This window comes from Bradyrhizobium sp. SZCCHNS3052, assembly GCF_032484495.1.
Classification (GTDB): domain Bacteria; phylum Pseudomonadota; class Alphaproteobacteria; order Rhizobiales; family Xanthobacteraceae; genus Bradyrhizobium.
This window is the reverse complement of record NZ_JAUETB010000001.1, coordinates 273,553-293,198: the sequence shown is the minus strand read 5'-3', so window position 1 is coordinate 293,198 and position 19,646 is coordinate 273,553. Positions and strand designations below refer to the sequence as shown.

At 65.5% G+C, this 19,646-nt stretch carries 12 protein-coding genes; 5 read left to right on the top strand and 7 right to left on the bottom strand.

The annotated features are described in order from the left end of the window. Positions 1-42: 42 nt before the first annotated feature. Positions 43-549, top strand: coding sequence for a DUF3455 domain-containing protein (locus QX073_RS01245; protein ID WP_315714858.1), 507 nt, complete (start codon positions 43-45; stop codon positions 547-549). A 6-nt stretch (positions 550-555) separates the two neighbouring features. Here the strand turns inward: QX073_RS01245 and QX073_RS01240 are convergent, their stop codons facing one another. Further along, on the bottom strand, positions 556-2,214 hold the full coding sequence (locus tag QX073_RS01240; protein ID WP_316225210.1) for a copper resistance D family protein: 1,659 nt from the start codon (positions 2,212-2,214) through the stop codon (positions 556-558). Between the two features lie 2 nt (positions 2,215-2,216). Beyond that, positions 2,217-2,582, bottom strand: a complete 366-nt coding sequence (locus QX073_RS01235; protein WP_315826320.1) for a copper resistance protein CopC — start codon at positions 2,580-2,582, stop codon at positions 2,217-2,219. A 319-nt stretch (positions 2,583-2,901) separates the two neighbouring features. On the opposite strand from QX073_RS01235, the gene ilvD reads away from it, so the two are divergent. From ilvD to QX073_RS01220, 3 genes are all read left to right on the top strand, one after another. Beyond that, complete coding sequence (ilvD, locus tag QX073_RS01230) at positions 2,902-4,743, top strand: dihydroxy-acid dehydratase (RefSeq protein WP_315826321.1); 1,842 nt, start codon at positions 2,902-2,904, stop codon at positions 4,741-4,743. A gap of 216 nt (positions 4,744-4,959) precedes the next feature. After that, entirely contained in the window at positions 4,960-5,925 is a 966-nt protein-coding gene (locus tag QX073_RS01225) for an amidohydrolase family protein (RefSeq protein WP_316170536.1), read from the top strand. Positions 5,926-6,339: 414 nt separating this feature from the next. Beyond that, positions 6,340-6,843, top strand: coding sequence for a hypothetical protein (locus tag QX073_RS01220; protein WP_316225208.1), 504 nt, complete (start codon positions 6,340-6,342; stop codon positions 6,841-6,843). Positions 6,844-6,945: 102 nt separating this feature from the next. Here QX073_RS01220 and QX073_RS01215 read toward each other — a convergent pair whose 3' ends face one another. After that, a complete protein-coding gene (locus tag QX073_RS01215; protein ID WP_409998604.1) occupies positions 6,946-8,112 on the bottom strand; it encodes a fatty acid desaturase in 1,167 nt (388 codons plus the stop codon). A 293-nt stretch (positions 8,113-8,405) separates the two neighbouring features. After that, positions 8,406-9,485 (bottom strand): AI-2E family transporter, encoded by a 1,080-nt coding sequence (locus tag QX073_RS01210; protein WP_315714864.1) that lies wholly within the window; start codon positions 9,483-9,485, stop codon positions 8,406-8,408. A gap of 286 nt (positions 9,486-9,771) precedes the next feature. Between QX073_RS01210 and QX073_RS01205 the strand changes: the two genes are divergently transcribed. Next, a complete protein-coding gene (locus QX073_RS01205) occupies positions 9,772-10,419 on the top strand; it encodes an ATP-binding cassette domain-containing protein (RefSeq protein WP_316225205.1) in 648 nt (215 codons plus the stop codon). Here QX073_RS01205 and QX073_RS01200 read toward each other — a convergent pair. The 3 genes from QX073_RS01200 to QX073_RS01190 form a co-directional block, all read right to left on the bottom strand. Continuing rightward, a complete protein-coding gene (locus tag QX073_RS01200; RefSeq protein ID WP_316203751.1) occupies positions 10,416-13,538 on the bottom strand; it encodes a CusA/CzcA family heavy metal efflux RND transporter in 3,123 nt (1,040 codons plus the stop codon). The two genes, QX073_RS01205 and QX073_RS01200, sit on opposite strands and share 4 nt — an antisense overlap. Before the next feature lie 42 nt (positions 13,539-13,580). After that, complete coding sequence (locus QX073_RS01195; protein WP_409999221.1) at positions 13,581-14,819, bottom strand: efflux RND transporter periplasmic adaptor subunit; 1,239 nt, start codon at positions 14,817-14,819, stop codon at positions 13,581-13,583. Between the two features lie 1,026 nt (positions 14,820-15,845). Continuing rightward, positions 15,846-19,457, bottom strand: coding sequence for an error-prone DNA polymerase (locus QX073_RS01190; RefSeq protein ID WP_316225203.1), 3,612 nt, complete (start codon positions 19,455-19,457; stop codon positions 15,846-15,848). Positions 19,458-19,646 lie beyond the last annotated feature (189 nt).

Sequence of the window (19,646 nt, the reverse complement as noted above, 5' to 3'; positions counted from 1 at the left end):
TGGCCCGTTTCTGTTTCACTCCTGCTGTCGAGGAACCTGATCATGCGCTTGACCTCATCGCTCGCCCTGCTGTTGCTCGGGGCCCAGATCGGCTCCTCCCACGCTGCAGAGACCACGATTCCCGACGCGCTGATCGCCGCCGGCGAAAAGGCCGTGCTGACGCTGCATGCCGAAGGCGCGCAGGTCTACGACTGCAAGACCGACAAGGACGGCAAGCTCGCCTGGACCTTTCGCGAACCGATCGCCAGTCTGTTCGAGGACGGCAAGACCGTCGGTCGGCACTACGCCGGCCCGAGCTGGGAGCACCAGGACGGCTCGATCGTCGGCGGCCGCGTCCAGGGCACCGCCATCGGCGCCACCGACAACGACATCCCCTGGCTGAAGCTCGCCGTCGTCTCCCACCGCGGCAGCAAGGGCGTGCTGTCGGACGTCACCACCGTGCAGCGGATCAACACGTCGGGCGGCAAGCTGGAGGGCGCCTGCGAGACCGCCGGGCAACTCCGCAGCGTGGCCTATTCCGCGGACTACGTGTTCCTGCAGAAGCAGTAAGGCTGCTCACGCCTCGCGATAATCCAGCAGGATCAGCCCGACCAGCACGAAGGCCACCGGCCAGACCCAGGCGGCGGCGCGGCTGATGCGGCCGTCCAGGCGCAGCTCGAGCCAGCGCGCCCAGCCGGCGATGATGCCGCACAGCGCCAGCGGCGTGTGGCTCATCTCGATCAGGAGCTGATCCTTGATGTTGGCGATGGCGTGCGAATGGGTCAGCAGCAGCGCGCCGCCGGCGGCGACCGTCAGCGGAAACACCAGCGCCGCCCGCCCCGCCTGTTGCCCGCGCAGCCGCACCCGCCATTCGAACAGGCCGAACAGGACGATCAGCACCACGAACAGCCGGTGCTGCGCCACTTCGGGATCGCGCAGCGACGCGAAGAAGCCGATCGGGCCGAGCGGCCAGGCCATCTCGTCGGCGCGGAGAAACAGGAACGCCGCCATCACCAGGAACAGCAACGGCCAGTGCCGCGCGAAGCCGCCCCAGGCGAAGCGTTCGATCAGCGCGAGCAGCCCGATCAGCACGACGAAGATGCCGGCCCAATGGTGGTTGTATTCCGACCAGGCGATGTCGGCGGCGCTGCGCGGCAGGATCACGCCCTCGCCCGGCACGTAGGCTTGCGGCGCCGTCACGCGCTGCGCGTCGGCGGCGTCGATCCTCGCCTGCAACTGCGAGATCGTGAGCTGGTCGACCGAGGGGCTGGTCAGCCGCGGCCGTTGCGGCGCGGCGCGCTCGACGATCTCGGCCCAGTTCAGGCGGTTCTGGCTGAGGTCGATGCCCGGCGGCAGCGACGTCAGCGAGCCCGCCGTCAGGAGCACCGTCAACCCGATGCCGAGCTCGACCTCGACGAAGCGCTTCATCCGCAGCAGCGGCGCTGCGGGATCACGGCGGCGCAGGCGCTCCACAGCCAGGAAATTGCCCGCCCCGAGCGCGAGCAGCATCAGCAGCATCGCGACCTTGGCCGAGGTCATCACACCATAGGCCGTACCGTAGATCGCCGCGAACGAGCCGAGATAGGCGATCGCCATCACGATGCCGCCGAGCACGATCGCCGCCACCGAGACCATCGACATCAACGAGTAGCGCCGTCCGATTCTGCGCTGATCGTCATCCGCCTTGCAGCCGTTCAGCGCCATCATGAAATACGGCAGGCCGCCGATCCAGACGCCGGCGCCGAGCATGTGAAGGAAGTCGGCGGCGAGCAGCGGCCAGCGCACCTCGAGCCGGCTCGCCGCGTGCGTCAGGTTGAGCTGCAGCAGCAGCGCTGAGACGGCCAGCACGGTCAGCGTCAGGACGCGCCAGGCGGCCCAGCTGCCGGTCCGGGCGAGCACGGCGATGCCGAGCGCGCACGCGGCAACAGCCAGGCCGGAGCGTGCGAAATCCGCGCTCGCCGCCGCGCCGAGCGACAGATCGAGCGTCCCGATCAGCGCGCCCATGTTGACTGCGAGCGAAGCCAGCACGACCGCGAACCAGCCGAATGCGCTTCGGCGCAGGAAGCGCTGGCCGCGCTTCCCGACCACGATCGCGTCAGCGGACAGCCTTTGCCGTAGCGGGCGCAGCAGCAACAGCAGAAATGCCAAGCCGCCGATGGTGAAGGACTGTGCCAGCAGGGTCAGGCCGCGCAGCACCACCGAGAGATAGCCGAAGATGTCGAGCAACAGCGACACGGCTAGCGCACGTTGAAAGGAATGTCGCCGCGGGTGATGTGGCCATCGACGCTGAGCACCTGCCATTGCAGGTGCCAGGCGCCGGGGCTGAGCGCCTTGGCCTCGGCGTCGATCTCGTCGGCCGGCGCATCGACTGCCGGAGAAAGCGCCTGCTCGGCACCGTCGGGCGCGCGCAGCTTCAGCCGCGAGCGGGCGTGATCGATGCGGCTGTTGAAGCGCAGCCGGATCATTGTCGTCTGCGTCTCGATGGTGCCACCCGCCGCGGGCTGCGACGAGACGATGATGGCGTGGGCCGAGGCGGCGCCGGGAACGCCCAGAAGCAGCGCGGCAAGGGTCGGCAGGTGGCGGAAGCGGATGACGGACGGCATGGGACGCGCGGGCGGCGGAGGCTGCGGCAGGAACGTTCGGGCTGGATCGGGGCGAACAAAACTCGACCGTTCTAATCTAAGCGACCTTCCTGTTCCCCACGTAGCCACAAACGCGTGACCGGGGCCGGCCGGCCCCTCCGGCAGCGGCACGTGGCCCCGGCCCTGCCCGCAGGGCATCCCGGAACAGCGAAATTTAGGGTCGAATCATCAAGCACTTCGCTGTATGCCTCGCCGCATCATTGCCGTCCGTCGGTTGTCGGGACCCTTCCGCCCGCGGACCAACATTGCCTGATCCCGAGGAACGCCTAAGGAAACCGTCATGCCCGCCTATCGCTCCCGCACCTCCACCCATGGCCGCAACATGGCCGGCGCCCGCGGCCTGTGGCGCGCCACCGGCATGACCAACGAGGATTTCGGCAAGCCGATCATTGCCGTCGTCAACTCCTTCACCCAGTTCGTGCCCGGCCATGTTCACCTCAAGGACCTCGGCCAGCTGGTCGCCCGCGAGATCGAGAAGGCCGGCGGCGTCGCCAAGGAGTTCAACACGATCGCCGTCGACGACGGCATCGCGATGGGCCATGACGGCATGCTCTACAGCCTGCCGTCGCGCGAGCTGATCGCCGACAGCGTCGAATACATGGTCAACGCGCACTGCGCCGACGCCATGGTCTGCATCTCCAACTGCGACAAGATCACGCCCGGCATGCTGATGGCCGCGATGCGCCTCAACATCCCCGCGGTGTTCGTCTCCGGCGGCCCGATGGAGGCCGGCAAGGTCAACATCGAGGGCAAGCTGCGCAAGGTCGACCTGATCGACGCGATGATCGTGGCCGCCGACGACAAGGTGTCGGATGCCGATGTCGAGGTGATGGAGCGCTCGGCCTGCCCGACCTGCGGCTCCTGCTCGGGCATGTTCACGGCGAACTCGATGAACTGCCTGACCGAGGCGCTCGGCCTGTCGCTGCCCGGCAACGGCTCGGTGCTGGCGACCCATGCCGACCGCCGCGGCCTGTTCGTCGAGGCCGGTCATCTCGTCGTCGACCTCGCCCGCCGCTATTACGAGCAGGACGATGCGTCCGTGCTCCCCCGCAACATCGCCAACTTCAAGGCGTTCGAGAACGCGATGAGCATGGACATCGCGATGGGCGGCTCGACCAACACCGTGCTGCATCTGCTCGCCGCCGCCCATGAGGGCGAGATCCCGTTCACCATGACCGACATCGATCGCCTCTCGCGCAAGGTCCCCTGCCTGTGCAAGGTCGCGCCGGCCGTGGCCGACGTGCACATGGAGGACGTGCATCGCGCCGGCGGCGTGATGGGCATCCTCGGCGAGCTCGGCCGCGCCGGCCTGCTGCACACCGAATTGCCGAGCGTGCATTCGGCCTCGCTGGCATCAGCGCTGGAGCGCTGGGACATCCGCCAAACGTCGAGCGAGAGCGTGAAGAACTTCTACATGGCCGCCCCCGGCGGCGTGCCGACGCAGGTGGCGTTCAGCCAGGACCGCCGCTATCAGGAGCTCGATCTCGATCGCGAGAAGGGCTGCATCCGCGACCTCGCGCATGCCTATTCCAAGGATGGCGGCCTCGCGGTGCTGACCGGCAACATCGCGCGCGACGGCTGCATCGTGAAGACCGCGGGCGTCGATGCCTCGATCCTGAAGTTCTCGGGTCCTGCGCGCGTGATGGAGAGCCAGGACGCCGCGGTCGAAGCGATCCTGACCAACAAGATCAAGGCCGGCGACGTCGTCGTCATCATCTATGAGGGCCCGCGCGGCGGCCCGGGCATGCAGGAGATGCTGTATCCGACCAGCTATCTGAAGTCGAAGGGCCTCGGCAAGGCCTGTGCCCTGATCACCGACGGCCGCTTCTCCGGCGGCACCTCGGGGCTGTCGATCGGCCACGTCTCGCCGGAAGCCGCCGAGGGCGGCCTGATCGGCCTGGTGCAGGACGGCGACCGCATCGAGATCGACATTCCCAGCCGCACCATTCATCTCGCAGTGTCCGACGAGGAGCTCGCCAACCGCCGCGCCGCGATGGAGGCGAAGGGCGATCAAGCCTGGAAGCCAAAGACGCGCGCCCGCAAGGTCTCGACCGCGCTGAAGGCCTACGCCGCGTTCGCGTCGAGCGCCGCCAAGGGCGCGGTGCGGATCGTCAAGGAGTAAGACCGATCTGTTCGGTCGGCAGCACCGGTCCTTTCCGACCGGTTGCTGCGGCCGGCGGCCGCGGCCTCACCATAGACTTCCTCGTCTCGCTCTCGTCCTGCGAACAGCCATGCCGCACTTCGTTGTTGCCCACTGACGACAGCGGGTTCAGGCTCCCTTCATCGACAATGAGCGCGTCAGCCACAATGCACGCGCCAGGCCCTGGGAAGGATCGCCATGCTGAACCGCCGCAGCCTGCTGCTCGCCTCGCTTGCCGCCGGAGTGACGATGACCACGACAGCCGCCCGCGCCAAGCCGGCGCAACCTTCGACCCCGGTCGATTTCGACGTGCCGGCGCAAGCCTGCGACTGCCACACCCATATCCACGGTGATCCGAAACAATTCCCGTTTGCAGCGAACCGCGTCTACACGCCGGAGCCGGCCCTGCCCGAGGAGATGGCGGCGCTGCACAAGGCCCTGCACATCCAGCGCGTGGTGATCGTGACGCCAAGCGTCTACGGCACCGACAACTCCGCGACGCTGTACGGGATGAAGGCGCGCGGCAATGACGCGCGCGGCGTCGCCGTCATCGACGACAAGACCACCGAGGCGCAATTGGATGCCATGCATGCCGAGGGCTTCCGCGGCATCCGCCTCAATCTCGCGACCGGTGGCATCAATGACCCCAATGTCGGCCGCGCCCGCTTCCAGGCCGCGGTCGAGCGGATGAAGGCGCGGGGCTGGCACGTCCAGCTCTACACCAACACGGCGATGATCGCGGCCATCAAGGACCTCGTGATGCAATCGCCCGTGCCGGCCGTGTTCGACCATTTCGGCGGCGCGCAGGCCGATCTCGGCCTCGGGCAGCCGGGCTTTGCCGATCTGGTCGAGCTCGTCCGCAGCGGCAAGGCCTATGTGAAGATCTCCGGCGCCTACCGCGCCTCGACCCGCGGTCCCGACTACACCGATGTGATCCCGTTCGCGAAGGCCCTGATCGAAGCCAACCCGGACCGCATCGTCTGGGGCACCGACTGGCCCCACCCGGATTCGTCGCCGCATCCCGAACTGAAGGTCACGGATATCAGGCCCTTCTATCCCATCGACGACGGCCGCCTGATGAACCAGCTCCCGGTCTGGGCGCCGGACGCCGCGGTCCGCAAGAAGATCCTGGTCGATAATCCGGCGAAGCTGTACGGGTTTTGATGGCGTTGTTAGTCCGTAGGGCGGGTTAGCGCAGCGTAACCCGCCGCACGATGCTACGCCGCCCTGAAGGCCTACGCCGCGTTCGCCTCAGGCGCCGCGAAGGGCGCCGTGCGCGTGGTGAGGGATTGAGCCTTTAGCCCGCAGGACGGACAAGGCATCTGCCTTCGCTCGACAGAGTGAAGGGAGATGCGTGCCCGCCGTCCTACTATGAGGTCGATTACTACGACCGACGGGCGGTGGGCACGGCGCGTCCGCTGACACTCCGCACCAGCCTTTACTCAATCTGAAATTGCATTCCACTCGTGATGGTTGATTCAGATCAACGCCCGATCTAGCGCCGTGCCGATACTGCGTCAGCATAGGGCCGCACGTGTCCCGGCGGTCACGCCCGGCCCGCATGGATGGGAGACGATCATGTCACAAAAGCCGCTCCTCGACGAGCCGCGCCTCGCCTACCAGATCATCGTCACTGCGCCGGGCACGAAATCGCAGAACTGGCACGGCGTGCTGTACGATCGGAAAGGCGAGCCCGTGACGATCGCCGCCGGCGCGACGGTCAAGACCGGCGTCGGCGTGTTCGTCGGCGTCCCCGAGGACCGTCCTTTCCATCCCTTTGGTGCGATCCACGCCGACACCATCGCCTGGATGAAGACGGCGCAGGGCAACGTCATCATGGACACCGAGCCCTGGGCCTACCGGCTTCATGTCGGCGCGGAAGGCTCCAAGAACGAAGGCTGGCAGGGCGAGTTGCTGCATGGTCGGGGTGTGGTCGGGCCCCAGCCCGGCAAGTTTGAAACGCCGATGGGACCGTTCATCTGGTTGGAACGGACTCACCCCTGGGGCCTCGGCGGCTGGTTCCACGCATCCTGGTCGGCGGCCCAACGACAGGCACCGGCCAAACAAAGCGGCGCGGCCTGAGACGCGCGCGGTCGCGCCTGGGTTTCCATCTGACGGCTCAATCCGCCGGCTCAGAACTTGTATGTGGGCAGGTCGTTCGCGCGCCTCTGCCTAATCTGCGTACTATGGTTGTGGCCCAGCGAGCTTCGGTGTCGTTGTCCGAAGCTCCAATGCTCCCGCTCCGGCTTCGCGGAACGACACCAGCCGGCGCTGCGACTCGTCCCACAGCACCAGCCGGACGCAGCGCAGGCTCTCGGGCAGCGTGATGCGGCCGATCTCGCGCAGCTCGGGATGATCGCGCAGCACCACCGGCAGCCTGTAATAGGGAATCCGGCTCGAGAGATGGTGGACGTGGTGGATGCCGATATTGGCGGTGAGCCAGTGCAGCCATGCCGGCAGGTCGTAATGTGAGCTGCCGTAGAGCGCGGCCTGCTGCTGCGTCCAGCGCTCGCTCCGCTCCCAGACGGTGTGCTCGAACTGATGCTGGACATAGAACAGCCACACCCCGGCCATGGCGGCGAGCAGCATGATCGGGAGATGTACGACCAGGAACGCCTGGATGCCGATCAGCCACACCAGCCCGGCGACGATCAGGGCGATGCCGAAATTGGTCGCCATCGTGCTGACCCAGGGCGACCAGCCGGCGCGCATGAGGCCGAACGGCAGGCGGTGCTGCAGGAAGAACAGGTAGGCGGGTCCGGCGACGAACATGACCAGCGGGTGGCGGTACAGCCGGTAGCGCAGACGGCCCCAGGTCGATCGCGCCTGATATTCCCGCACCGTCAACGTATCGATGTCGCCGATGCCGCGCCGGTCGAGGTTGCCGCTGCTGGCGTGGTGGATCGCGTGGGTGCGCCGCCACCAGTCGTAAGGTGTCAGGGTCAGCACGCCGAGGACGCGGCCGACCCAGTCGTTCGCCTGACGCCCGGCGAAGAAGGTGCCGTGGCCGCAATCGTGCTGGATCATGAACAGGCGCACCAGGAAGGCGCCAGCAGGAATCGCGATGAGCAACGACGCCCAGGCATGGCCGAGCGAGAATGCGAACCAGGCTGCCGCCCACAGCGCCACCAGCGGCACCGCCGTGATCACCAGCTCGGTGACGCTGCGGACGCGGTTTGGCGTGCGATAGCTGCTGAGAATCTGCATCCAGTAGCGGGCGTCGGCCGCCGCGCGGCCCTCGTCGTCGCCGGCGCGCAGCGTGGCGCGGTCCTTGGGCGGCACAGTCGCCATCGCGACTGGCTGATCGAACTGCAATGTCGTCTCCACCTTGTGTTCTTGGCGATCGCGCATGGCGCGACCGCGGCCAAATGGACCCCTACGCAGCGCCGAACGGGCTGCAGGAGTTCGAAATCACGAGCTTTCGTCGGTTTAACCGCCGTCGAAGCCAAATGGTTGCGCCCGGCGATGAACCGCTCTGGAAGAGAAAGTCTGGGATGCGGACGCCCGTCAGGAGACGGGTAAAGAGCGCGTGCGGCGGATCAATGGAACTTAACCCGTCGAACGCCTCATTGCTAGGAGAGGACGGGTTACGATCCGTTAATCCGCCCGATGAAATGCCGCTTCGATTGTGCACCGCGTTCCCTTCACCCCGTCCCGCGCGAGGCATCCTGCGCCACGGCCCCCTCGCGACGCGAGGTGGAGAAAATGTCCCAGATTGCGATGAACATTGCCGCGATCACGGGCCCGATGACGAACCCGTTGAGGCCGAATGCCTCGATCCCGCCCAATGTCGAAATCAGCACCACATAGTCGGGCATCTTGGTGTCCTGTCCGACCAGGATCGGACGCAGGACATTGTCGACGAGGCCGATGACGAGGGCGCCATAGGCGATCAGGACCACGCCCTGCCAGATCGATCCGGTGGCCAGGAGATAGAGCGCGACCGGAAACCAGACGAGGCCCGCTCCCACTGCCGGAAGCAGGGACAGGAAGGCCATCACGACCGCCCACAGCAGGGGCGCGTTGATGCCGAGAAACCAGAACATCAGGCCGCCCAGCGCGCCTTGCGCCAGAGCGACGAGCAGACTGCCCTTCACCGTCGCGCGGATGACCACCGTGAATTTGCGCAGCAGCGCATCGCGTTGCTCCGGGCGCAGGGGAATGGCGCTCTTGATGCGCTCCGATAGCGTCTCTTCGTCACGCAGCAGGAAGAACAGCAGATAGACCATGATGAACAGATTGACGAAGACCTCGAACGTCCCCTGTCCGATCACGAGCGCCTGGCTCGCAATGACCTCGCTGCCCTTCAGCAGGCCGGCCGACAGCTTGTCCTTCATTCCGGCGAGGCTGCCGAGCCCGAATCGGTTGAGCATATCGACCACCCATGTCGGAAGCGCGGCCAGCATCTTCCGAAAGTACTGTCCGATGTCGAGCTGACCGGACTGCATCTGTTTGTAGACTCCGGAGGCCTCCTGCGCCAGCGACGCCCCGATCAGTGACAGCGGAAGGATGACGATCACGACGAAGATCAACACCACGACGGCCGCCGCCAGGCCGTGTCGGCCGTGCATCGATCGCGACAGCCAGCGGTGCAGCGGAACGAAGACGATGACGCCGATGATGCCCCACAGAACCGCGCCGTAGAACGGCAGCAGGATCCACCCGAACATCAGCGATATCGCGACGAGCAAGAGAAGCAGGGCTCGGTCTTCGAGGCTACGCATCTGGCTTTCCTATCGGACCGGGACCGTGAGTTGGACCGTTCCTTCCTCCACGGCGGACGGTTTGCCGCCTGGTCGCGAGATGGTCAACGTTCGAATTCGACTTTGGCCCCCGCCACGACGCGATGTTGCCGGCGAAAACATGCTCCAGAATGCCGAATTTGTCTGCCGCTCCAGCAACAACGCCGATTTCAAGAGCCTGCGCGACAAATAAATCGCTTCTGAAAATCAGCAAACGAGCAGAGTTCTGGACGTCGACGAGCGCGCAAGCGGCTACGGCTCGTCGGAGGTGATCAGCAACGTCGGTTTTGCGCTCGGCAAAGCCGAAACCCTCGCCATCGTCGGCAAGAACGGCATGGGCAAGACCTCGCTGCTCAAGGCCATCGTCGGCTTCCTGCCGGCCTGGCGCGGCCGAGTGAAACTTGCAGGCAAGGACGTGACGCGAATAGCGCCGCATCTGAAGCGGAAGATGGGGCTGGTCTATGTTCCCCAGGAACATGCGCTGTTCCAGGACCTGTCGGTCCGCGACAATCTCAGACTTGGCGTGCTCACGGACGGTGACATGAGCGCGCGTTTCGAGCAGGTCGGAGGCTGGTTTCCGGTGCTGACCAAGCGGTTGAGCCTGCGGGCTGGCACGCTGTCCGGCGGCGAGCAGAAGATGCTGATCGTTGCCCGCGCGCTGATGGCGAAGCCCGACGTGCTGCTGCTCGACGAGGTCACGGAAGGTCTGCAGCCGTCCGTCGTCGACCGGCTGTCCGAGGTGCTGGTGCGCGTCCGACGCGAGATCGGCACCTCCATGATCGTGGTCGAGCAGCATCTGCCATTCGCGCTCTCGATCAGCGACAGATACCTCGTGTTCAAGCGCGGCGAGATCGTCGATGCCGCCGCGGTCGATCGTGACTCCGCCGCGCGCATCGACGAGCACATGCGCATCTAGCGGACCCGTCGCCGCGAGAACAGCGAGATCAGGACCGGCAGCGTGATGAGGATGACCACCGGCGCCAGCATCATGCCGGTGACCACGACGATCGCGAGCGGCTTCTGCACCTGCGAGCCGATGCCGGTCGACACCGCGGCCGGCATCAGCCCGATGCCGGCGACGACGCAGGTCATCAGCACCGGACGAAGCTGCAATTCGCCGGTGCGGATGACCGCCTCGATGCGGTCGACGCCCTCGTCGATCAGCTGGTTGAACTGGGACAGGATGATGATGCCGTCCATCACGGCGATGCCGAACAGCGCGATGAAGCCGATCGCCGCGGACACGCTGAACGGGATGCCGGTCAGCACGAGGCCGACGACGCCGCCAAAGATCGCCATCGGGATCACGCTCATCGCGAGCAAAGTATCGGCCATCGAGCCGAAATTGAACCACAGGAGCACGCCGATCAGCGCGAGGCTGATCGGCACGACGATCGACAGCCGCTTGATCGCATCCTGCAGATTGCCGAACTCGCCGACCCATTCGACCCGCGAGCCCGGCGGCAACTGCACCTGCTCGGCGACCTTCTGCTGCGCCTCCTGGATCGCGCTGCCGAGGTCGCGCTCGCGCACCGAGAACTTGATCGGCAGATAGCGCTCCTGCTGCTCGCGATAGATATAGGCCGCGCCCGAGACCAGCTTGATGGTCGCGACCTCGCTCAGCGGAATCTGGGTGATGCCGTTCGGCCCCTGCGCGCCGATGCGCAAATTCTCGATCGCCTCCGCGCTCTTGCGATATTCCGGCGCCAGACGAACGATGATCGGGAAATGCCGGTCGGAGCCGGGCTCGTAGAGATCGCCCGCAGTGTCGCCGCCGATCGCCACCTTGATGGTGGCGTTGATGTCACCGGGCGCCAGCCCGTAGCGCGCGGCCTTGGCCCGATCGATGTCGATCTGCACCGTCGGCTGGCCGAGCGAGGTGAACACCGCGAGATCGGTGACGCCCTGCACCGTCGACAGCACCTGCTTGATCTTGTTGGCGGTGTCCGTCAGCGCCTGCAGGTCATTGCCATAGAGCTTGATCGAGTTCTCGCCCTTCACGCCGGAGACGGCTTCGGAGACGTTGTCCTGCAGATACTGCGAGAAGTTGAACTCGACCCCGGGGAAGCGGTCGTCGAGCTGCTTCAACAGTTCCGCCGTGAGCTGGTCCTTGTCCTTGGTGCCGGGCCAGTCCTTGACCGGCTTCAGCGGCGCGAAGAACTCGGCATTGAAGAAGCCGGCGGCATCGGTGCCGTCATCGGGACGGCCATGCTGCGAGACGACGGCCTCGACCTCGGGACGCGCGCGGATCATCTTGCGCATCTCGTTGACGTAGGCATTGCCCTCCTGCAGCGAGATCGTCGGCGGCAGAGTCGCGCGGATCCAGAGGTTGCCCTCTTCCAGCTTCGGCAGGAATTCCAGGCCGAGCAGCCGGCCGACCACCGCGGTCAGCAGCACAAGGGCGATCGCGCCGGTCATCACCAGGTTGCGGTTGCCCACCGCCCAGCGCAGCACCGGGGCGTAGATCGCGTGCAAGAACCGCATCAGGCGCGTCTCGGTCTCCTCGACATGCGCAGGCAGGATGATGGCGCTCAGCGCCGGCGTGACCGTGAAAGTCGCGAGCAGGCCACCGGCGAGCGCGTAAGCATAGGTGCGCGCCATCGGCCCGAAGATGTTGCCCTCGACGCCGCTCAAGGTGAACAGCGGCAGGAAGGCGGCGATGATGATCGCGGCGGCGAAGAAGATCGAGCGCGACACGTCGGCGGCCGCCGACAGGATCGCGTGGCTCTTCATGCCCATCATCGTCTCCGGCGAGATGTGACTTTCCTCGGCCTCGGACAGCGGCGTGGTCTGCGTCAATCGTCGGAAGATCGCCTCCACCATGATCACCGTGGCATCGACGATCAGGCCGAAATCGATCGCGCCGACCGACAGCAGGTTGGCGGACTCGCCGCGCAGCACCAGGATGATGACGGCGAAGAACAGCGCGAAGGGAATCGTGGCGCCGACGATCAGCGCGCTTCTGAGATTGCCGAGGAACACCCACTGCAGCAGCACGATCAGGCCGATGCCGACCACCATGTTGTGCAGCACGGTGTGCGTCGTGGTGTCGATCAGGTCCTTGCGGTCGTAGATGCGTTCGATCCGCACGCCCGGCGGCAGGATCGTCGAATTGTTGATCTGGTCGACGAGCTGCTCGACGCGGGCGATGGTCGGCGAGCTCTGCTCGCCGCGGCGCATCAGCACGATGCCCTGGACGATGTCGTCATTGTTGTTCAGGCCGGCGATGCCGAGCCGCGGCTTCTCGGCCACCGTGACGTTGGCGACGTCCTTGACCAGCACCGGATTGCCGCCGCTCTGCGACACCATGGTGTTGGCGAGATCGTCCATCGAGCGGATCAGGCCGACGCCGCGCACCACGGCAGACTGCGTGCCGATCTCGACGGTGTTGCCGCCGACATTGATGTTGGAGTTGCCGACCGCCTGCAGGAGCTGCGGCAGGGTCAGGCCGTTGGCGACCAGCTTGTTGAAGTCGACCTGGATCTCATAGGTCTTGGTCTTGCCGCCCCAGCCGGTAACGTCGATGACACCCGGCACGGCGCGGAAGCGCCGCTGCAGCACCCAGTCCTGCAAGGTCTTGAGGTCGAGCACGCTGTAGCCCGGCGGGCCGCGCAAGCGATAGCGATAGATTTCGCCGACCGCGCTGAGCGGCGAGATCTGTGGCGTGACATTGCCCGGCAGCGGCGACAGTTGCGACAGGCGATTCAGCACCTGCTGCAGGGCCTCGTCGTAGGTGTAGTCGAACGAGAACTGCAGCTTGACGTCGGACAGGCCGTACAGCGAGATCGTCCGAATGGTGCGCAGGTTCTTGATGCCGGCGACCTGGGTCTCGATCGGGATCGTGATGTAACGCTCGATCTCCTCGGCCGAGAGGCCGGGGCTCTGCGTCACGATGTCGACCATCGGCGGGGTCGGATCGGGATAGGCCTCGATGTTGAGCTGGCGGAATGCGATCAGACCCCCGATCAGGACGGCGACGAACATTCCGACCATCAGGAAGCGCCGCTGAACGGCGATGGCGACGAGACGGTCCATTCAGATCGGCACTTTCAGGAAGGCATGCAGGAGAAGCGCATCTCAGCTGCCCGAGGCTGCGCGATCGATGAACAGGCTGCCCTTGGTGACGATCTGCTCGCCCGCGCTCAGATTGCTTTCGACCGCGACCTGGTCGCCGTTGATCAAACCGGTCTTGATCTTGCGCAGCTCGATCGACTTGTCGGGACGGGCGACCCAGACGCGGACCTGATTGCCTTCGTAGATCAGTGCCTGGCGGGGCACCGCGACCGCGGGCTGTTCGCCCGGCGAATAGATCGTCACATTGGCGAACATCTCGGGCTTCAGCAGGCCATCCTTGTTGTCGATGGTCGCGCGGACGAGCAGCCTGCGGCTCGCCGGGTCGATCGAGGCGGCGACGTAGTTGATGCTGGCCTTGAGCGGTCGGCCGGGCAGCGCCAGCACGTTGACGAGAATCTCCTCGCCGATGTTCACAAGCGCCGCGTCGCTCTCGCGGACGAACGCCGTGAGCCAGACGGTGGAGAGATCGCCGATCACGAAGACCGGGTCGCTCGCGCCGGAGTTGACATATTGTCCGGGGCCGACCTTGCGCTGCACGACCGTACCGGTGATCGGCGAGTAGATCGTGATCTCGCGGTCGATCACGCCCTTGCTCTGAAAATCGGTGATCGCAGCATCCGTGAAGCCGAGGATGCGCAGCTTGTTGCGCGCCGCCTCCAGGGCCGTTTGTGACGACCGCATGTCGTTCTGGGCCTGAACGGAGGTCGCCTCCGCCTGCTGAAAATCCTTCAGCGGGATCGCCCGGCCTTCGAACAGGTCCTTGGCGCGCTTGTACTGGATATCAGCGAGGTCGAGCGCGGACTTCGCCTTGTTCATCGCGGTGATGGCGGCGATGAAATCGTTCTGGGCCTGCACGGTGTCGGCGGCCTCGATCACGAACAGCGGCTGGCCCTGGCGCACCGTCTCACCCGGGCGCGCCAGCAGCTTGGTCACGCGGCCGGCATAGGGCGAGAAAACCGGTGTCGAGCGATCCTCGTCGACGGCAACCTTGCCCTCGGTAATATGCTCGGCACGAAATATCTTCTCACACACCGGCTCGATCGTCAGCGTCGACCATTCCGCTGCCGACGGCGTAAAGGTGGTGCCGTTGCGTTTGGACTGGCTGGAGAGCTCGATATTGTCTTTCGCAGCCGTCTCCGACCGGACTTGCATGTAGCCATAGCCGCCCGCGCCGGCCATCGCCAGGGCAGCAAGGCCGATCAGCAGCCGCTTGGTGCTGAGCATCTGGGGGGATGGGTTCATGTCAGACGCCATGGCTGGTCAGATCGGCTCGCGTGATCGGTCGACGATTCCGGCTCTGGCGGTCTCATCGTCGCGCTAATAGTGCGGAACTGGAGCTTTAAACAACCTAAAAATCGCCCAACCCGCCTCTGTTTTGCTTTAAAAATTTGAAAGTTGAACGACAGCCGTTCAGCTTGCATTCAGTTGGTTTTGGACAATGGCGCTTTTCTTCGCGACGCACCATGACGTCGTCTGAGCATAGGGGATCGCCGGGACGATGTCCCGACTTCACAAGCCAACCTCTGCGGGTACGCGCCTACCCCCGGCTTCGGAGCCATGTTTCACACGTGCGCGGCGGGTCTGACCGATCCTGGTGCGAGAGAGATGGTGACACGGTGCATCGCGGGTCTCCGAGATTCATCAATTGCGCAATGAACATTGGAACGCCGTCTCGCGGCGCGGATGCGTCCGAGTTGTGCTGACCGTTTCACCCTCTCGTGAGGAGGGCGCAGGGAAGGCCAGGCGCCGACTGACGCCTGCGGCCCGCCTGCGAAAAGAATGCAGGCGGCAGGTACCACAGGTGCAGCCGAGATCACCCGGCCTTCCCTGCGCGACGGTTTTCACGCTTATACGCAGTCTCCCTGGTGCGCCGGGCTTTTTGGCCACCATCATCCGCGCGGCGCGCCAGCGCCGTCGCGAACTTGACACCAGCATCGGGGTGCCAGGACGCTGCGACTTCACGTCCGCGCCATGCCGTTCGTCGGCGTGCATGACGCACGCTGCGGCACAAACACGGCCATCGCTCCCCGCCCCGCGTGTCGTGACGATCGCGCGCAACGCCCCTTCATGGAGCGGGATGCGCGGAATAAAGCACAATTTCTGAAAAAAAGAAAGTGGAATTTTTAGGCGGGTGCTGAAATGTCGTGGGACGTTTGGATCGCGTCGCTACGCTTGCGATGATAGTGAGCGTCGTACTCGCGGCCAGTAGGCACGTCGCGACGAGCGATGCGCGGCGCGTCTTTGCCCACTCTACGAATTCACACTCCCTCAATGGAAATCCCGCGAGCGCGGCAGGATGCGGACGTTGCGGGGGTGGCTGACGCGCTGGGAGGGAGTGTCGGGATGATCGCGGCGGTCGTCGTTGAGCGGCTCGGCGGGCATCGGGCCGTGTGGCACGGCGCCGAGGCGGTCGTCCGACAGCAGCGCGAGATCGGCGCTGCGGTCGACCAGGCGCTCGGCGACGAGATGGACCACCTTCTCCGGGCTGCTCTGGATGCGGCCTTCGACCAGCACCAGGCGCGCGCCCATCACCTCCTTGCGGAAGGTCTCCATCACCTTCGGCCACACCACGATGTTGGCGATGCCGGTCTCGTCCTCCAGGGTCATGAACACGACGCCCTTGGCGCTGCCCGGCCGCTGCCGCACCAGCACCACGCCGGCGCACCGGACGCGACGGCGGTCGTTGGCATCATTGACGTCGCGGCAGGCCAGCACGCCTTCGGCAGCGAAACGCTCGCGCAGGAACTCCATCGGGTGCCCCTTCAACGACAGGCGGATGGTCTGATAGTCCGCGACGACGTGCTCCGGTAGAGGCATCTCGGGCAGCGGCCTGGCGCCCTCGTCCGGCTGCTCGCGGGCGATGGCAGCCTCGAACAGCGGCAGCGGCACGTCGTCGGGCAGCCGGCGCACGGCCCAGAGCGCGGCGCGACGGTCGAGCCCGAGCGAGCGGAACGCATCCGCATCGGCCAGCAGCAGCAGCGCACGCTTGGGCAGAGCGGTGTCGCGGGCGAAGTCTTCGAGCGAGGTGAAGGGACGGCGCTCGCGCGCCTTGATGATGCGGTCGGCCCAGTCGTCCTCGCGGTCGAAGATGTCGGCTTGTGTCTCGTTATCGTTGCGGGGCGATGCGTTTGCATGCTCTCCAAATGCACCAAGCGTTTGCGAGTTAGAAACAACTCCACCCACGCCGTCATTCCGGGGCGCCCGGAGGGCGAGCCCGGAATCCATAACCACGATCGGGAGTATGGATTCCGGGCTCGCGCTGCGCGCGCCCCGGAATGACGATGGGGAGAGAGCCTCCCCAGCACCTTTTGAAGATGTTGGAGCAGGCTGCGCCTTCCTCCGCAGCGCCTCCGACAATTTCCTGATCCGTTCCTCGTCGCGGTCGATCCAGCGGAAGCCGTCGATCTGGCGGAAGCCGAGGCGAACGGCGCAGTATTTGTCGTCGGTATCTTCAAGCGTGTTGTCGGCGAAGCTGTAGGACACGTCGATGTTCCGGATCTCGACGCCGTTCTTGCGGGCGTCACCGACGATCTGGGCCGGCGCGTAAAAACCCATCGGCTGCGAGTTCAAGAGCGCGCAGCAGAACGCGTCGGGGTGGAAGCATTTCAGCCAGGACGAGACATAGACGAGCTGGGCGAAGCTCGCAGCATGGCTTTCCGGAAAGCCGTAGGAACCAAAGCCCTTGATCTGGTCGAAGCAGCTCTTGGCGAAGGCGGGATCGTAGCCGCGCGCGATCATGCTGCTGACCATCTTCTCTTCATAAGAGCCGATGGTGCCGACGTTGCGGAAGGTCGCCATCGCGCGGCGCAGGCCGTTGGCCTCCTCGGGCGAGAATTTGGCGGCTTCGATCGCGATCCGCATCGCCTGCTCCTGGAACAAGGGCACGCCGAGCGTCTTGTGCAGCACCTTGTAGAGCTCATCCGCCGGGCCGTGATCCGGCGACGGCGACGGATAGCTCACCTTCTCCAGTTTGTTGCGGCGGCGCAGATAGGGATGCACCATGTCGCCCTGGATCGGCCCGGGCCGGACGATCGCGACCTCGATGACGAGATCATAGAAGGTGCGCGGCTTCAGCCGCGGCAGCATGTTCATCTGCGCGCGGCTCTCGACCTGGAACACGCCGAGCGACTCGCCTCGCTGCAGCATCCGGTAGACTTCGTTGTCGTCCTCCGAGCGGATATCGGAGAGCACGTATCGCTTGCCCTTGTGATCGGCGATCAGGTCGAAGCATTTGCGGATGCAGGTCAGCATGCCCAGCGCGAGCACGTCGACCTTCATCATCGACAACGCATCGACGTCGTCCTTGTCCCACTCGATGAAGGTGCGGTCGTCCATCGCGGCATTGCCGATCGGGACGTAACTATCAAGTCTATCCTGCGTCAGCACGTAGCCGCCGACATGCTGCGACAGATGACGCGGGAAGGTGATCAGCTCCGATGCCAGCTCCACGGCGCGGCGGATCATCGGATTGGCGGGATCGAGCCCGGCCTGGCGCACCTGCATGTCGGAGAGGCCGTCGCCCCAGCTGCCCCACACGGTGTCGGCGAGCACCGAGGTGACGTCCTCGGTCAGGCCCAGCGCCTTGCCGACGTCGCGAATGGCGCTGCGCGGACGATAATGGATGACAGTGGCGATGATCGCCGCGCGGTGCCGGCCGTAGCGGCGATAGACATATTGCATCACCTCCTCGCGTCGCGAATGCTCGAAATCGACGTCGATATCGGGCGGCTCCAGCCGCTCCTTGGAGATGAAGCGCTCGAACAGCAGATCGATCTTGGTCGGATCGACCGAGGTGATGCCGAGCACGTAGCACACGGCCGAGTTCGCCGCCGAGCCACGGCCCTGGCACAGGATGCCTTGGCTGCGGGCGTAGCGCACGATGTCGTGGACGGTGAGGAAGTAATGCGCGTAGTTGAGCTCGGCGATCAGCGCCAGCTCCTTGTCGAGGACAGCGCGCAGTTTGTCATCGAGATGGTCGCCGAAATAGGTCTTGGCGCCGGCCCAGGTCAAATCCTGCAGATGCCCCTGCGCGGTCTTGCCCGGCGGCACCGGCTCGTCGGGATATTGATATTTGAGCTGGTCGAGCGAGAACACGATGCGGTCGGTGAAACGGAGCGTCTCGGTCACAGCGTCGGGGTGGTCACGGAACAGCCGCGCCATCTCGTGTCCCGGCTTGAGATGGCGCTCGGCATTGGCCTGGAGCCTTCGGCCGATGGCCTCGATCGAGGCTTTCTCGCGGATGCAGGTCAGCACATCCTGCAGCATCCGCTGTCGAGGATGATGATAGAGCACGTCATTGGTGGCGATCAGCGGCACCTTGCTTGAAGCTGCGAGGCGCGACAGCCGCGCCAGCCGGCGCCGATCGTCGCCGCGATACAGCAGGCTGCCGGCCAGCCACACGCCTTCGGCGGGACTGTCTTTCAGCCGCGTGAGAATGGTGGTGAGCGCGGCTTCGTCGAAGCGATGCGGCGGCATCAGCACCAGCAACTGTCCCTCGATGAACTCAAACAGGTCCTCGAAGCTCAGGCGGCAATCACCCTTGGCGACCTTGTCCGCGTCACTGCCGCGCTTGCCGCGGGTGAGCAGCTGGCACAGCCGGCCGTAGGCCGCGCGGTCGCACGGATAGACCAGGATGTCCGGCGTGCCGCAGGTGAACACCAGCCGCGCGCCGTAGAGCAGCTTCGGTCTGTAACTCAGTCGGTCGTTACTCAACTCGCTATAGGCGCGCACGACGCCGGCCAGCGTGTTGTGGTCGGCGATGCCGATGGCGGTGAGGCCATATTCGGCGGCCTGGTGCACATAGTCCTGCGGATGCGAACCACCATGCAGGAAGGAGAAATTGGTGGTGACGCCGATCTCGGCATAGGGGATGGGAGTCATGGCGCGGCTGCGAAGGCTGGGGCGGCGCGTTGCCCATGCGATACGAAAGACAGCCCCTCACCAAGCGGCTTGCGCAGCTGCCCACCCTCCCCTGGAGGGGGAGGGTCGACGCGCGCACAGCGCGCGGCGGGGTGGGGTGAGCCCAACAATCGGTCGTCCTGACGTCGACACGTTAGGGCTGTGGGCGTC

Bases quoted from the DNA above. Each gene is read 5' to 3' on its own strand.
- QX073_RS01220 (WP_316225208.1), top strand. From the start codon at position 6,340: ATGTCACAAAAGCCGCTCCTCGACGAGCCGCGCCTCGCCTACCAGATC.
- QX073_RS01210 (WP_315714864.1), bottom strand. From the start codon at position 9,485: ATGCGTAGCCTCGAAGACCGAGCCCTGCTTCTCTTGCTCGTCGCGATA.
- QX073_RS01200 (WP_316203751.1), bottom strand. From the start codon at position 13,538: ATGGACCGTCTCGTCGCCATCGCCGTTCAGCGGCGCTTCCTGATGGTC.
- QX073_RS01245 (WP_315714858.1), top strand. From the start codon at position 43: ATGCGCTTGACCTCATCGCTCGCCCTGCTGTTGCTCGGGGCCCAGATC.
- ilvD (WP_315826321.1), top strand. From the start codon at position 2,902: ATGCCCGCCTATCGCTCCCGCACCTCCACCCATGGCCGCAACATGGCC.
- QX073_RS01195 (WP_409999221.1), bottom strand. From the start codon at position 14,819: ATGAACCCATCCCCCCAGATGCTCAGCACCAAGCGGCTGCTGATCGGC.
- QX073_RS01190 (WP_316225203.1), bottom strand. From the start codon at position 19,457: ATGACTCCCATCCCCTATGCCGAGATCGGCGTCACCACCAATTTCTCC.
- QX073_RS01225 (WP_316170536.1), top strand. From the start codon at position 4,960: ATGCTGAACCGCCGCAGCCTGCTGCTCGCCTCGCTTGCCGCCGGAGTG.
- QX073_RS01235 (WP_315826320.1), bottom strand. From the start codon at position 2,582: ATGCCGTCCGTCATCCGCTTCCGCCACCTGCCGACCCTTGCCGCGCTG.
- QX073_RS01215 (WP_409998604.1), bottom strand. From the start codon at position 8,112: ATGCGCGATCGCCAAGAACACAAGGTGGAGACGACATTGCAGTTCGAT.